This window comes from Pseudomonas parasichuanensis (assembly GCF_021601385.1).
GTDB classification, from domain to species: domain Bacteria; phylum Pseudomonadota; class Gammaproteobacteria; order Pseudomonadales; family Pseudomonadaceae; genus Aquipseudomonas; species Aquipseudomonas parasichuanensis.
In genome coordinates, this window is the sequence record NZ_BQHO01000044.1 from 1 (window position 1) to 14,096 (window position 14,096).

The window sequence follows — 14,096 nt, forward strand, 5'->3', positions numbered from 1 at the left end:
TTTCTCGGCGCAGGCAACGAGCAGGATGAAGCTGGTGGCCGCGATCAGCTGGCGAGGTTGCCAGCGTAGAGTGAGACGAGAGGGCATGCACGAATCCAGAATTGCAGGTCAGGTGCCGACCATACCATGCCTGCGCATTTCATGCCTTTGATGGCTTTCATGCCGCCATAAAGCAGGAAGCCTCCCAATCTCTCGATTGGAAGGCTTCGCGGCGGTAGCTGCCTTTGCCTTTGTCCGGTCGTTCCTGGCGGCAGCGGAACAGCGGTTGGGCGACGATCGACTTGGCCTTGTTGGGGCCGTGTTTTTTCGGCTTTTTGCTCATGGCGGGTTCCCGATTGGGGTGGGTTTCGGGGCGCACTCTAGGCCTGTGCGAGGGTGGGGGCCAATTGATTGTGTTTATGGTTCGAAGGCCGCATCGCGGTCATTCGGCGGGAAGGGCCAGTCGTTGCCCGGCCATCAGCAACGACAAGCGCGCCAGGCTGGTCCAGGGTGAGCCCTGGGCTTGCCCTTTGATCTGTGCATCGATGTGCTGGGCATCCTGCAGCAGCATTGCCCAGCGTTGTGCCGAGAGGCGTTGCAGGGCCTTGCTCACCAGCGGTCGGCGTTTGTCCCACACCGGTGGCCGGGCCTGGCTGAAGGCCTTGTCCAGCGGCACGCCCTGGCTGAACTGCTGTGCGAGCCCCGCCAGCAGGCGCAGTTCGCGGGCCAGCGCCCAGAGGATCACTGGCGGCTCGACACCTTCGCCGCGCAGCCCCTCGAGCATGCGCAGGGCATGGGCCGCCTCGCCATTGAGGATGGCATCGACCAGGCCGAAGACATCGAAGCGGGCGCTGTCGGCCACCGCCGCCTGCACGGTCTCCACGGTGATCGGGTTGCCATCGGCCAACAGCTTGAGCTTCTCGATCTCCTGGGCGGCGGCCAGCAGGTTGCCTTCGACCCTGGCTGCGATCATGTCGACCGCATCGCGCTGGGCTGTGAGGCCGGCCTGCGACAGGCGCTGGTTGATCCACTGCGGCAGTTGCTGGGCGTCCACGGGCCAGATCTGGATGAACTGGCAGTGGCCGCCCTCGACCAGTGCCTTGCCCCACTTGGTTTTTTGCGCGCTGCCGTCAAGTTTGGGCAGGCTGATCAACAGCAAGGTGTCTTCGGCAGGGTTGGCGCAGTATTCGATGAGCGCGGCTGCACCCTTGTCGCCAGGCTTGCCCGAAGGCAGGCGCAACTCCAGCAGGCGACGCTGGGCGAACAGCGAGAGGCTGGCACCGGCCAGCAGCAGGTTGCCCCAATCGAAGTTGGCATCGGCACTGAACACTTGGCGCTCGTCGTAGCCTTGCTGGCGTGCGGCGCCACGAATGGCGTCGGCCGCTTCCTGGCACAGCAGCGGGTCGTCGCCGCTGACGATGTACACAGGCGCCAGTTGGCCCTGCAGGTGTTTGGCGAGTTGGGCGGGGGAGAGTTTCATGGCGAAAGGCGGGGTGCCGGGGCACCCCGTTCAGGCTCAGTTGGACGGGACTTCCAGCGGGGACTGCTGGGGCGTCTCGTCGCGGATGCGTTGTGCTTCCTGCAATGCCTGGGCTTCGGCCCGGGCGCGCTCGTCGGCCTTGTGTTGCAGGTCGTCCAGGCGTTGCGGGGTCAGCTGCTGCAGGCGAACCACCATGGCCTGGACCAGGTCGCGGCGCATTTCCTGACGGATCTGGTTCGCTTCCTGGCCAGAGCCGGTGACGTTATTGCCATCGTGCACATAGTATTTCTGCACCTGCAGCTTGTCTTCCAGCAGCACGGCGTCGTTGAGGCCTTCGATGGTGTAGTTCAGCACCGTGGTCAGCTCGTATTCGGCTGAACGTGTGCCGCCGGTGTAGGTGGCGGCACGCTGGGTTTCCTGCTCGTTGGTGAGCACCAGCTTGTAAGGTGCACCGTTGTAAACCTTCACGCCGCTGTTCTGCAGGGTGTTGCGCAGTTGCTTGACGGTATCGCCGTACGAGTTACGGGCGCTGACGTCCAGTTCCTTGATGGTCAGTTCGGTGGTGCCGGTGCCGCGCAGCTGGAAACCACAGGCGCTGAGCAGTACGGCCAGGCCCATTACCAGCAGATTGCGTTTGATCATGTTGTAGCTCCCTCGTGGGCCGAATACGCCCGCCCGCGGCATTCGCGGGCGGGCGCTGCCATCAATTGGCGACGATGTTGACCAGCTTGCCCGGTACGACGATGACCTTGCGGATGGTCAGGCCATCGGTGAAGCGCAGGACATTCTCGTTGTTGCGGGCGGCCGCTTCGATTTCTTCGCGGCTGGAGGCGGCGGGCATGTCCACCTGGCCGCGCAGCTTGCCGTTGACCTGGACCACCAGGGTGACGGTGTCCTGCACCAGCGCGCTTTCGTCCACGGCTGGCCAGCCGGCGTCGATCACGGCCTGGTCGTGGCCCAGGTGCTTCCACAGCTCGTGGGAGATGTGCGGGGTGATCGGCGACAGCAGCAGGGTCACGGCCTCCAGGCCTTCCTGCAGCAGGGCACGGTCCTGAGCGGTGGCTTGCGGGGCCTTTTCCAGCACGTTCATTACAGTCATCACCTGGGCGATGGCGGTGTTGAACTTGTGGAACTGGCCGACATCGGTGCTGGCCTGCTTGATCGCCGCGTGGATGGCACGGCGGATGACCTTTTGTGCGTCGTCGAGCGCGGCGACATCCAGCTTGCCTGGCAGACCCTGGGCAACGTGGGCCTGGGCCAGGCGCCAGACGCGGCGCAGGAAGCGGCTCGCACCCTCGACGCCGGAGTCGGACCATTCCAGGCTCATGTCGGGCGGCGAGGCAAACATCATGAACAGGCGGCAGGTGTCGGCGCCGTAGACGTCGATCATCGACTGTGGGTCGACGCCGTTGTTCTTCGACTTCGACATCTTCTCGGTGCCGCCGATTTCCACCGGCAGGCCGTCGGTCTTCAGGCGCGCGCCAATGATCTTGGCTTTGGCGTCACGCTCGATCTCGACATCGGCCGGGTTGAACCAGTCCTTGCCGCCGTTGCTGGCGACGCGGTAGTAGGTTTCGGCGACGACCATGCCCTGGGTGAGCAGGTTCTTGAACGGCTCGTTGGAGGTGACCAGGCCTTCGTCACGCATCAGCTTGTGGAAGAAGCGTGCGTACAGCAGGTGCAGGATGGCGTGCTCGATACCGCCGATGTACTGGTCGACCGGCAGCCAGTGGTTGGCTGCTTTTGGGTCTACCAGGCCCTGGTCGTAGTTCGGCGAGGCGTAGCGGGCGAAGTACCAGGACGACTCGACGAAGGTGTCCATGGTGTCGGTTTCGCGCTTGGCCGCGGTGCCGCATTTCGGGCAGGTGCAGTCATAGAACTCGGGCATGCGCGCCAGTGGCGAACCGGCGCCGTCCGGCACCACGTTTTCCGGCAGGGTGACCGGCAGTTGGTCTTCCGGCACCGGTACGTCGCCGCACGAAGGGCAGTGGATGATCGGGATCGGGCAGCCCCAGTAGCGCTGGCGGCTGATACCCCAGTCGCGCAGGCGGAACTGGGTGCGCGACTTGCCGAGGTCCTTGCGGATCAGGGCGGCTTCGATGGCGTCGAAGGCGCCGGCGAAGTCCAGGCCGTCGAATTCGCCGGAGTTGATCAGCTGGCCATGCTCGCCATAGGCGGCCTGCCATTCGCTGGAAACCTCGTCACCGGCGCTGGTGCGCACCACGGCCTTCACCGGCAGGTTGTACTTGTGGGCGAACTCGAAGTCGCGCTCGTCGTGGGCCGGCACGGCCATCACGGCGCCGTCGCCGTAGTGCATCAGCACGTAGTTGGCGACCCACACCGGCAGTTTCTCGCCGGTCAGCGGGTGCTCGACCAGCAGGGAAGTGGGCATGCCCTTCTTCTCCTGGGTAGCCATATCGGCCTCGGCGACGCTGCCGCTCTTGCATTCTTCGATGAACGCTTGCAGCGCGGCATTGCCCTGGGCGGCCTGGGTGGCCAGTGGGTGCTCGGCGGCGACGGCGACGTAAGTGGCGCCCATCAGGGTGTCGGGGCGGGTGGTGAAGACTTTCAGCGTGCCTTCATGGCCGATGCTGGCCTGGTCGTACGGGAACTGCACTTCCATGCCGCGCGACTTGCCGATCCAGTTGCGCTGCATGGTCTTGACCTGTTCAGGCCAGCCCGGCAGCTCGTCGAGGCTTTCCAGCAGCTCGTCGGCGTAGTCGGTGATGCGGAAGTAGTACATCGGGATTTCGCGCTTCTCGATCAGCGCGCCCGAACGCCAGCCACGGCCGTCGATGACCTGCTCGTTGGCCAGGACCGTCTGGTCGGCCGGGTCCCAGTTCACGGTGCCGTTCTTGCGGTAGATGATGCCTTTCTCGAACAGGCGGGTGAACAGCCACTGCTCCCAGCGATAGTAGTCCGGCTTGCAGGTGGTGACTTCACGGGCCCAGTCGATACCAAGGCCCAGGCTCTTGAGCTGGGTCTTCATGTAATCGATGTTTTCGTAGGTCCACTTGGCCGGCGCGACATTGTTTTTCATCGCCGCGTTTTCCGCCGGCATGCCGAAGGCGTCCCAGCCCATCGGCTGCAGGACGTTCTTGCCCAGCATGCGCTGGTAGCGGGCAATCACGTCGCCGATGGTGTAGTTGCGCACGTGGCCCATGTGTAGCTTGCCGCTCGGGTACGGGAACATCGACAGGCAGTAGTAGGTCTCTTTGCCTGGCTGTTCGGTAACAGCGAACGACTGTTGCTCGTCCCAGAACTTCTGGGCGGCGGCTTCGATATCACGGGGCGTGTATTGTTCGTGCATGGCTACTTTTTAACTGAGAGAGAAAGGACCCTGTTTCCAGGCAGCGCAACCTCGCTGCGACCGGCACTCCGGTGTCGATAGAGTGAACGCCGTAGCATACATGAGCGTCGCGCATCGTGGGAAACCCTGATTGCATCCCCCGCCGCGCGGGCCGTTGGTCGCGGCGGGCAGCTGCTTTTCATGACAACGCTAAGCTCATTTGTGGGGGGAGATATTCTTACCTTCAATGAGGTGAACGGATGGGAGAGTCGCAACTACCCGCAAGCAAACCGGAGCTTTACGAACGCCTGATCGACCGCCTGGGCCTGGCACTGGAAGTGGCCAGAACCTCAGTACGATTGCGCGACGAGATGCCTGCCGAACTGGAGTTGCGTGGCCTGAGCCACGCCGAGTTCGAGGTGATCAAGGCCTACCTGGAGTCACTCCCGGCAGGCCGCCATGCCAGCGCCGGTGCCTACCCGCAACCGGAACCGTCCTCGGCCAGGATCATCTGGCTCAAGGACAGAAAGCGCGCCACTGCTCCAGCAAGATCCAGGACGCAGCCATCCCGATAGCCGTTCAGGTTTGCAGGCGCACGTGTTCACGCGCCGGTTCTTCAATACCCACACTGCGATCGGCGTCGACCTCCCCTTGAGGCCCGACGCCGATCCTCTTAGGCTGCACGCCTTCCATGGAGGTGTGTGATGCCGATCCGCTTTTTCATCAAACAATGGCTGATGCCGCCGGGTGTACTGCTGCTGTTGCTGCTGGCGGCCTGGTGGTGGCGTCGGCGTCGGCCGCGCTTGGCGGCGGTGTGTTTTGCCCTGGGCCTGGGCGGGTTGTGGCTGATGAGCCTGCCGTTGGTCGTCGAGCAGGCGGCCCGGCAGCTGGAAACCGAACCTGCGTTGGCGCCGCAGGGCTGGGCGAACCTGGCAGCCCGTGCCGATGCCATCGTGGTGCTCGGCGCCGGGCGTGACCGTGGCGACCCGGCGTGGGGCGGCAGCGATCAACCTTCCTATCTGGCCCTGGAGCGCATGCGCTATGCCGCGCAGCTGGCCAAGGCGTCCGGGTTGCCGGTGCTGACCAGCGGCGGCCTGCATTACGGTACGCCGCCGAGTGAGGCGCAGTTGATGGCTGAGCGCCTGCAGGTTGATTTCGGCGTGTCGGTCAACTGGAAGGAGGAGGCCAGCCGTACCACCTGGGAAAATGCCGCGCTCAGCGCGCAGGTGCTGCAGCCGCTGGGGATCCGCCGTGTGGTGGTGGTGACCCAGGCTTGGCACATGCAGCGTTCGCGCTGGAGCTTCGAGCGTGCCGGGTTCGAGGTTGTGCCGGCGCCGGTGGGGTTCCTCGGGCGTGATCATGCCCGGCCGTTTGCCGGGTTGCTGCCGGAAAGCCGGGCGATCTGGCAAAGCGGGCAGTTGCTGAACGAGGCGGTGGGGTTAGTGGGGTATCGGGTGTTCTACTGATACTTGCACCGCCTGACGCGGCCTCATCGCTGGCAAGCCAGCTCCCACAGGTATGGCATTAGCCCTGAAGGCCATGTAATCCCTGTGGGAGCCGGCTTGCCGGCGATGAGGTCGGTGCAGGCAAGATCAAACGGTCTTGGCGATCCGCCCGGCCAGCAGCGCCCAACCCAGCAGCAATGCACAAACAATCGCCAACGGCCAAGAACGCCATTGCAGGTAAGGCGTCAGCTGTTGCATCGGCACCACCTCGCCATACAGCACCGCGCGCTGGAACTGCGGGACCTGCGTGGTGATCTTGCCGAACGGGTCGATCAGCGCGGTCACGCCGTTGTTGGTGGCGCGGATCATCCAGCGGCCGGCCTCCAGCGCCCGCATCTGCGCCATCTGCAGGTGCTGCAGCGGGCCGATCGAGGTACCGAACCAGGTGTCGTTGCTGATGGTCAGCAGCAGGTCGCTGCGTGCGGCCAGGCTGGCGGCGAACTCGGGGTAGACCACTTCGTAGCAGATGTACGGCGCAATCTGGTAGCCCTTGGCCTGCAGCAGCGGCTGGTCCGCGGGGCCACGGGCGAAGTCCGACATCGGCAGGTTGAAGAACTCGATCGCCCCGCGCAGCATGTCCTGCAGCGGCACGTACTCGCCGAACGGCACCAGCTTCTGCTTGAGGTACAAGCCGTCGCCTTCACCGGCCACGGTGATGCCATTGAAGTAGCGCCGCTGGTGGTGGACCATCTGCCGTACCGGCACCCCGGTGATCAGCGCCGAATGCCGCTCGGCGGCAAAGGCCCCCATCATGTCGATGTAGCCCTGGGCCTGGTCCTTGAGCACCGGTACCGCGGTTTCCGGCCAAATCAGCAAGTCCACCGGCTTCGAGCTGAAACTCATGTCACGGTACAGCGCCAGCTGGGCGTTGACGTGGGCCGGGTCCCACTTCAGGTCTTGTTCGACGTTGCCCTGCAATGCGGCGACCTTGAGCGGATCACCGGCCGGCTTGGTCCAGGCGTGACCCTTGAGTGCCAGGCCGACGACCCAGGGTGCCACCAGCAAGACCACGCCGATGGCCAGGAACGATGGGCGCGAGCGCAGGCGATAGAGGTTGCACAGCAGCGCCGCGGTCAGGGCAAGGCTGAACGACACCAGCCACACACCGCCGAGCGGCGCCAGCCCGGCCAACGGGCCGTCGAGCTGGCTGTAGCCGGCGTAGAGCCACGGGAAACCGGTCAGGAACCAGCCGCGGAAGGCCTCCTGCAGCAGCCACAGGGCAGCGAAGCTCAGCGCGTCGGCCAGGGGGGCCTCGTCGCGGCGCAGCCAGCGCGCCCAGAGCCAGGCCGGCAAGGCAAAGAAGAACGCCAGGCAGGCGAAGAACGCCAGCAGCAGCAGGATCGCCAACAGCGGCGAGGCGCCGCCGTAGGTGTTCATGCTGACGTAGATCCACCAGGTGCCGGCGCCATACAGGCCGAAGCCGAAGCACCAGCCACGGGCCAGGGCCTGGCGCGGGCTGAGCGTGCGCAGGCCAGCATAGAACAGGGCGATGGACAGCAGTGCCAGCGGCCAGATGTCGAACGGCGCCAGGGCCAGTAGGGTGGAAGCGCCGGCCACCATGGCCAGCAGGTTACCGGGCCAGCCGGGGCGGGTGATCCAGCGCATGTTCGTCCTTAACGGTTGATCGGTGTCAGGCGTAGCAGGTGTATCCGCCGGCTGTCGGCGTTGAGAATGCGGAAGCGGTAGCCGCCGATCTCGGTGGTCTCGTTGCGTTTGGGCAGGTGGCCGAATGCACTCATGACCAGGCCGCCGACGGTGTCGAACTCGTCGTCGGAGAATTCACTGTCGAAGAACGCGTTGAAGTTCTCGATCGGGGTGAGTGCCTTGACCAGGAAGTCGCCGCTGGGCAGCGGCTTGATGTAGCTGTCTTCCTCGACGTCGTGCTCGTCTTCGATGTCGCCGACGATCTGTTCAAGCACGTCTTCGATGGTGACCAGGCCCGCCACGCCGCCGTATTCGTCGATGACGATGGCCATGTGGTTGTGGTTGGCGCGGAACTCGCGCAGCAGCACGTTCAGGCGCTTGGATTCCGGCACGAAGGTGGCCGGGCGCAGCAGGTCCTTGATATTGAAGCTGTCGCCATTCTCTTTGAGGATCAGCGGCAGCAGGTCCTTGGCGAGCAGGATGCCGAGCACATCGTCGTGGCTTTCGCCGATCACCGGGTAGCGCGAGTGCGCGGCGTCGATGATCGCCGGCAGGAATTCGCGTGGTGACTGGCTGGCCTTGATGCTGATCATCTGCGAGCGCGGCACCATGATGTCGCGCACCTGCAGGTCGGCGACCTGGATGGCGCCTTCGACGATGGTCAGCGCTTCGCTGTCGAGCAGCTTGTTCTGATGGGCTTCGCGCAGCAGCTCCAGCAGCTGCTGACGGTTTTTCGGCTCATGGGCAAAAGCCTGGGTCAGTTTGCCCAGCCAGGACTTTTGCCCGTTGCTCGATCGGTCTTCGCTCATGGCGGTTACTCGTGTTCCTTGCAGTGTCAGTGTGTGATTGAGTCGGTTTCGTCGTCGGCGTATGGGTCCGGGTGACCCAGTTCCGCCAGCAATTCCCGTTCCAGCGCTTCCATCTCTTCGGCTTCGTCGTCGTCGATGTGATCGTAGCCGAGCAGGTGCAGGCAGCCATGGATGACCAGGTGGGCCCAGTGCGCTTCTAGCGATTTGCCTTGTTCTTTAGCCTCGCGCTCGACCACGGCGACGCAGATCACCAGGTCGCCGAGCAGCGGGATGTCCAGCAGGTCGTCGGGCACGTCGGCGGGGAAGGACAGCACGTTGGTCGCGTAGTCCTTGTGCCGGTAGGTATGGTTCAGCTCGCGGCCTTCGGCTTCGTCGACCAGGCGGATGGTCATCTCGGAGTCGGCGCTGCGCTGGCGCAGGGCAAGCTCGCACCAGCGGCGGAAGGCGGCGTCATCCGGGCTGGCAGCATCCGTGGCCCGTTGCAGATCGAGTTCAAGCATCTTTGCCGCGCACCTCGGGCTGGGCCTGTCGGGCTTCGAAGCGGTCATAGGCTTCGACAATGCGTTGCACCAAAGGGTGGCGCACCACGTCCTTGGGCTGGAAATGGGTGAAGCTGATGCCCGGTACGTCCTTGAGCACCTCGATCACGTGGGCCAGGCCCGACTTGGTGCCGCGTGGCAGGTCGACCTGGGTGATGTCGCCGGTGATCACCGCGGTCGAGCCGAAGCCGATGCGGGTGAGGAACATCTTCATCTGCTCGAGGGTGGTGTTCTGGCTTTCGTCGAGGATGATGAAGCTGTTGTTGAGCGTGCGGCCACGCATGTAGGCCAGCGGGGCGATCTCGATCACCTGGCGCTCGATGAGCTTGGCCACATGTTCGAAGCCGAGCATCTCGTACAGCGCGTCGTACAGCGGGCGCAGGTACGGGTCGATCTTCTGGGCCAGGTCGCCGGGCAGGAAGCCGAGCTTCTCGCCAGCCTCGACCGCCGGGCGCACCAGCAGGATGCGGCGCACTTGCTCGCGCTCCAGCGCATCCACGGCGCAGGCCACGGCCAGGTAGGTCTTGCCGGTACCGGCCGGGCCGATGCCGAAGTTGATGTCGTTGGCCAGGATCTCTTTGACGTAGCGTTGCTGGTTGACGCCGCGCGGCGTGATCTTGCCCTTGCGCGTGCGCAGCGAGACGCTGACTTCGTTCACCGCAGGGTTGCCGATGCTCTCGACCGCGGATTCCTGGAGATAGAGGTGGACCGTTTCCGGCGACAGCTCGCTGGCCTTGGCCTCGCGATAGAGGCGGCGCAGCAGTTGTTCGGCGGCGGAGGTGGTCTTGGGTTCGCCGATCAGCTCGAACTGATTGCCGCGGTTGCGGATCTCGATGGCCAGGCGTTGCTCGATCAGGCGCAAGTGCTCGTCGAACTGGCCGCACAGGTTGGCGAAACGATGGGCCTCGAAAGGTTCGAGGATGAAGCGATGGGGTTGTATGGGTGCGTTCAAGGTGGTTTTTAGCCGCTCGACGGCAATGAATGTGAGCTCAAGAATAACCCTTGAGTGGCAGTGGCGAAAGCACTGAAACGATCAAGGGTCGCTGCGACCGTGGTGATCGCCCGACGCAGTGTCGCAGTGCATGTTTACCGTTCGATTATGCCGGGGGCTTTTGCTGGGGAGCGAGGGCGGTTCAGGGGAGTGGCGAGAAAGGGGTGCGCCCTTCGGCGTTCTGCAGTTCCAGCAGGTATTTGCGGAAGATTTGGCCGAGCACCTGGGTGGCATGCTCGAGCTCGTCGCGGGGCATCTGCTCGGTGACTTCGTCGGCCATGTCCAGTGCGTCTTCGGCACCGTTGACCGCCGCCATCTTCAGCAGGATGTAGGCCTGCACATTGTTGGCCTTGACCCCTTCGCCGTGGAAGAACATCGAACCGAGGCGATACTGCGACTGGGCGTGGCCCTGCAACGAAGCCTTCTCGAACCACTTGAGCGCTTTGTCGAGGTGGCGGGGGGTACCGCTGTAGTAGAACTCGCCCAGCTCGTACTGTGCTTCGGCATCCCCGGCGTCCGCCGTTTGCTCGCAGGCCTTCAGGGCGCTCTCTTGATCCTCCGGCGCGGCATTCAGCGTGCAGCGGCCCGTCGCTGGAATCAGCAACGAGTTACCACCCTCTGCCAGGGCCAGCAGGGGCTGAAGAAGCAACAGGCAGCCCATGGTCAGGGCGCGGCCGGTGCGGTTCATGGGGATCGACTTACCTCTGCAAAGCTACGGCCAAGGTCTCTGGTGGCACATTATGGGATAAGCAGCGCCAACCTTACAAAGTTTTACTCAGATTTCTGCAATGGTACGCCTTCGGGTAAGTGCGGTGTTGCGCTGTGACGCAGATCACAATCACTCCTGTGCCGGCCTCTTCGCGGGCAAATCGCAGCGGCGAAGAGGCCGGCACAGGCTCAGTTGTTACTTCAGCTTGGCAAACGCCCGCTCAGCCGCGTCCAGGGTGATCTGCAGCTCCTTGTCGCCGTGGGCGATGGAGGTGAAGCCCGCCTCGAACGCGCTCGGCGCCAGGTACACGCCGCCTTCGAGCATCAGGTGGAAGAAGCGCTTGAAGCGGTCCGCATCGCTGGCCATTACGTCGTCGAAGGTGACGATGTCATCGGCGCCGCTGAAGTACAGGCCGAACATGGCGCCCGCCTGGGTGGTGACGAACGGGATGCCTGCGGCATCGGCGCGCTGCTGCAGGCCATCGAGCATGCGGCTGGTGAAGGCGGTGAGCTCGTCGTGGAAGCCCGGGCGGCTGATCAGCTTGAGGGTGGTGAGGCCCGCCGCCATGGCCAGCGGGTTACCCGACAGGGTCCCGGCCTGGTAGACCGGGCCGAGCGGGGCGATGCAACCCATGATTTCGCGCTTGCCGCCGAAGCAGCCGACCGGCATGCCGCCGCCGACGATCTTGCCGAAGGTCGACAGGTCGGGGGTGATGCCGTAGTAGCCCTGGGCACCGCCGAGGGACACGCGGAAACCGGTCATCACTTCGTCGAAGATCAGCACCACGCCGTGCTTGTCGCACAGCGCGCGCAGGCCTTCGAGGAAGCCCGGCGCCGGCGGTACGCAGTTCATGTTGCCGGCCACCGGCTCGACGATGATGCAGGCTACGGTCTGGCCGACGTCGGCGAGGGTTTTCTCGACTGCGGCGATGTCGTTGAACGGCAGGGTCAGGGTGTGCTTGGCGAAGTCCGCCGGTACACCGGCCGAGCTCGGCACGCCCTGGGTCAGCAGGCCCGAGCCGGCCTTGACCAGCAGGCTGTCGGAGTGGCCGTGGTAGCAGCCTTCGAACTTGATGATGGCGTCACGGCCGGTGTAGCCACGGGCCAGGCGAATGGCGCTCATGGTGGCTTCGGTGCCGGAGCTGACCATGCGCACCATTTCCATCGACGGCACGATCGAGCAGACCAGGTCGGCCATCTCGGTTTCCATGGCGGTCGGGGCGCCGTAGGACAGGCCGTGTTCCAACTGTTTACGGACCGAGTCCAGCACGTCCGGGTGGGCGTGGCCGAGGATCATCGGGCCCCAGGAACCGACGTAGTCGACGTAGCGCTTGTCGTCTTCATCGATGACGTAGGCGCCTTCGGCGTGCTTGAAGAACAGCGGGGTGCCGCCGACGCTCTTGAAGGCGCGCACCGGCGAGTTGACGCCGCCGGGGATGTGCTTCTGGGCTTGGGCGAACAGGGCTTCGGAACGGGACATGGGATCTTCTCTCGAAATCAGGAGGCGAACAGGGCGTTGAAGGCGCGGGCGCGGCGGGTGACTTCCTGCGCGCTGTCGGCACCGAACAGGCCGTGGATCACCGCCAGCAAGTCGGCGCCGTGGGCGACCAGCGGGGCGGCGTTGTCGAGGGTGATGCCGCCGATCACGGCGATCGGCAGCTTGACCTGGGCGCGGGCCTGCTCCAGCAGTTCGACGCTGGCGGCCGGTGCGCCCGGCTTGGTGACGGAATTGAAGAAGCGGCCGAAGGCGACGTAGTCGGCACCTTCTTTGGCGGCCTGCTGGGCAAGCTCGAGGCTGGCATGGCAGGTGGAGCCGATGATCGCCTGGCGGCCGAGCAGGGCGCGGGCTGGCGTGAGCGGGCCGTCGGTCTGGCCCAGGTGCACGCCGACGCCCAGGCGCGCGGCCAGCTCGGCGTCGTCGTTGATGATCAGCTGGGTGCCGTAGCGCTCGCACAGCTTCATCAGCGCTTCGGCCTCACGCAAGCGGCGGGCGGCATCGTCGCTCTTGTCGCGGTACTGCAACAGGCAGACGCCGCCTTCGAGTGCCGCTTCGACGTGGCTTAGGAAACGGCCGGCGAGCAGCTGGCTGTCGGTGATCGCATACAGACCGCAAAGCTTCATCGGGTGGCCTCGTGTCAGGAGCAGAAATCCAGGGGCAGGCGGCGCGGCACGTACTGGCCCTTGCCCAGTTGCTCGGCGTCGCGCAGGGTGCGCCAGGTGTAGTCCAGGGCGCTGCGCACGGCGCTTTGCAGTTGTTCGCCGAGGGCCAGGCGGCCGGCCAGGGCGCTGGCCAGGGTGCAACCCGAGCCGTGGTAGCTGCCGGGCAGGCGCTGGCAGGTCCAGGTGTGCTGCTGGCCATCGCGGCTGTACAGGCGGTTGTGGATTTCGTCTTCGTCGCCGTGGCCGCCGGTGATCAGCAGGTGCTCGACGAAGGGCAGCAGCTTGGCGGCGCACTCGTCGGCAGTGCCGTCCGGCAGCTCGGCGAGGATGCGGGCCTCGGGCAGGTTAGGGGTGGCGATGGTGGCCAGTGGCAGCAGGCGTTCGCGCAGCGCATAGCCAACCTCGTCCTTGCCCAGGCGGCCACCGCCGCCGGCGCGCAGCACCGGGTCGCAGACCAACGGCAAGTGCGGGTGGGCCTTGAGCAGTTCGGCCACGGTGTCGACCATTTCGATCGAGCCGAGCATACCCAGCTTGACCGAGGCCACGGTGGAATCGGCCAGCACGGCGTTGGCCTGGGCCAAAACCCACTCGCGGTCGAGCACGCGGAAGTCGGAAACGTTGACGGTATCCTGCACGGTCAGGGCGGTCACGGTTGGCGCTGCGTGACAGCCTTGGGCGATCAGGGCTTCGATATCTGCCTGCAGCCCGGCGCCACCACTTGGGTCGTGGCCGGAGAGACAGAGGACAACGGGGCGGGAGCTGTAGGTATTCATGGTCGGCGAGCTTATCACCAAACCTTTTTGTGCGGATCGATCGCTGCGCAAGATTTGCTGATCGAACGGTCAAATTGCTCAGGCTGTTTAATCTGTAATGCGCGTGCTAGAGCTGTTTCGTGCAAATTCGCGGTGGCCTCTGGCCTTGCTGGAAAGCTATGCTAGAGTGCTCGGATAATTCGATCAACGGACACTGCCGGATCACGTCGTCTCAAAGGG

General features: G+C 64.7%; 14 protein-coding genes. 2 read left to right on the forward strand and 12 right to left on the reverse strand.

Annotation, left to right across the window (positions count from 1 at the left end):
- Window positions 1-157: 157 nt before the first annotated feature.
- From arfA to leuS, 4 genes are all read right to left on the reverse strand, one after another.
- Window positions 158-322 (reverse strand): alternative ribosome rescue factor ArfA, encoded by a 165-nt coding sequence (gene arfA, locus L6D77_RS24580; RefSeq protein ID WP_232882689.1) that lies wholly within the window; start codon window positions 320-322, stop codon window positions 158-160.
- 99 nt (window positions 323-421) lie between these two features.
- Entirely contained in the window at window positions 422-1,459 is a 1,038-nt protein-coding gene (gene holA / locus L6D77_RS24585) for a DNA polymerase III subunit delta (protein ID WP_232882690.1), read from the reverse strand.
- Window positions 1,460-1,495: 36 nt separating this feature from the next.
- On the reverse strand, window positions 1,496-2,101 hold the full coding sequence (locus L6D77_RS24590; RefSeq protein ID WP_232882691.1) for an LPS-assembly lipoprotein LptE: 606 nt from the start codon (window positions 2,099-2,101) through the stop codon (window positions 1,496-1,498).
- Between the two features lie 61 nt (window positions 2,102-2,162).
- Window positions 2,163-4,769, reverse strand: a complete 2,607-nt coding sequence (gene leuS, locus L6D77_RS24595; protein ID WP_232882692.1) for a leucine--tRNA ligase — start codon at window positions 4,767-4,769, stop codon at window positions 2,163-2,165.
- Between the two features lie 239 nt (window positions 4,770-5,008).
- On the opposite strand from leuS, the gene L6D77_RS24600 reads away from it, so the two are divergent.
- Both L6D77_RS24600 and L6D77_RS24605 read left to right on the forward strand, forming a co-directional pair.
- Complete coding sequence (locus tag L6D77_RS24600) at window positions 5,009-5,323, forward strand: hypothetical protein (protein WP_125462479.1); 315 nt, start codon at window positions 5,009-5,011, stop codon at window positions 5,321-5,323.
- A gap of 129 nt (window positions 5,324-5,452) precedes the next feature.
- Window positions 5,453-6,214: a YdcF family protein gene (locus L6D77_RS24605; RefSeq protein ID WP_232882693.1), complete on the forward strand. Its 762-nt coding sequence runs from the start codon at window positions 5,453-5,455 to the stop codon at window positions 6,212-6,214.
- Window positions 6,215-6,340: 126 nt separating this feature from the next.
- Here the strand turns inward: L6D77_RS24605 and lnt are convergent, their stop codons facing one another.
- The 8 genes from lnt to L6D77_RS24645 form a co-directional block, all read right to left on the reverse strand.
- Window positions 6,341-7,858 (reverse strand): apolipoprotein N-acyltransferase, encoded by a 1,518-nt coding sequence (gene lnt, locus L6D77_RS24610; protein WP_232882694.1) that lies wholly within the window; start codon window positions 7,856-7,858, stop codon window positions 6,341-6,343.
- An 8-nt stretch (window positions 7,859-7,866) separates the two neighbouring features.
- Window positions 7,867-8,706, reverse strand: coding sequence for an HlyC/CorC family transporter (locus L6D77_RS24615; RefSeq protein WP_232882695.1), 840 nt, complete (start codon window positions 8,704-8,706; stop codon window positions 7,867-7,869).
- Window positions 8,707-8,732: 26 nt separating this feature from the next.
- Window positions 8,733-9,206: an rRNA maturation RNase YbeY gene (gene ybeY / locus L6D77_RS24620; protein WP_232882696.1), complete on the reverse strand. Its 474-nt coding sequence runs from the start codon at window positions 9,204-9,206 to the stop codon at window positions 8,733-8,735.
- Window positions 9,199-10,197, reverse strand: a complete 999-nt coding sequence (locus L6D77_RS24625; RefSeq protein WP_232882697.1) for a PhoH family protein — start codon at window positions 10,195-10,197, stop codon at window positions 9,199-9,201. Before L6D77_RS24625 ends, ybeY begins: the two co-directional genes overlap by 8 nt.
- A 181-nt stretch (window positions 10,198-10,378) precedes the next feature.
- Window positions 10,379-10,924: a tetratricopeptide repeat protein gene (locus L6D77_RS24630; protein ID WP_232882698.1), complete on the reverse strand. Its 546-nt coding sequence runs from the start codon at window positions 10,922-10,924 to the stop codon at window positions 10,379-10,381.
- Between the two features lie 216 nt (window positions 10,925-11,140).
- Window positions 11,141-12,424, reverse strand: a complete 1,284-nt coding sequence (gene hemL / locus L6D77_RS24635) for a glutamate-1-semialdehyde 2,1-aminomutase (protein ID WP_232882699.1) — start codon at window positions 12,422-12,424, stop codon at window positions 11,141-11,143.
- 17 nt (window positions 12,425-12,441) lie between these two features.
- On the reverse strand, window positions 12,442-13,065 hold the full coding sequence (thiE, locus tag L6D77_RS24640; RefSeq protein WP_232882700.1) for a thiamine phosphate synthase: 624 nt from the start codon (window positions 13,063-13,065) through the stop codon (window positions 12,442-12,444).
- Between the two features lie 14 nt (window positions 13,066-13,079).
- Complete coding sequence (locus tag L6D77_RS24645; RefSeq protein WP_232882701.1) at window positions 13,080-13,877, reverse strand: hydroxymethylpyrimidine/phosphomethylpyrimidine kinase; 798 nt, start codon at window positions 13,875-13,877, stop codon at window positions 13,080-13,082.
- Window positions 13,878-14,096 lie beyond the last annotated feature (219 nt).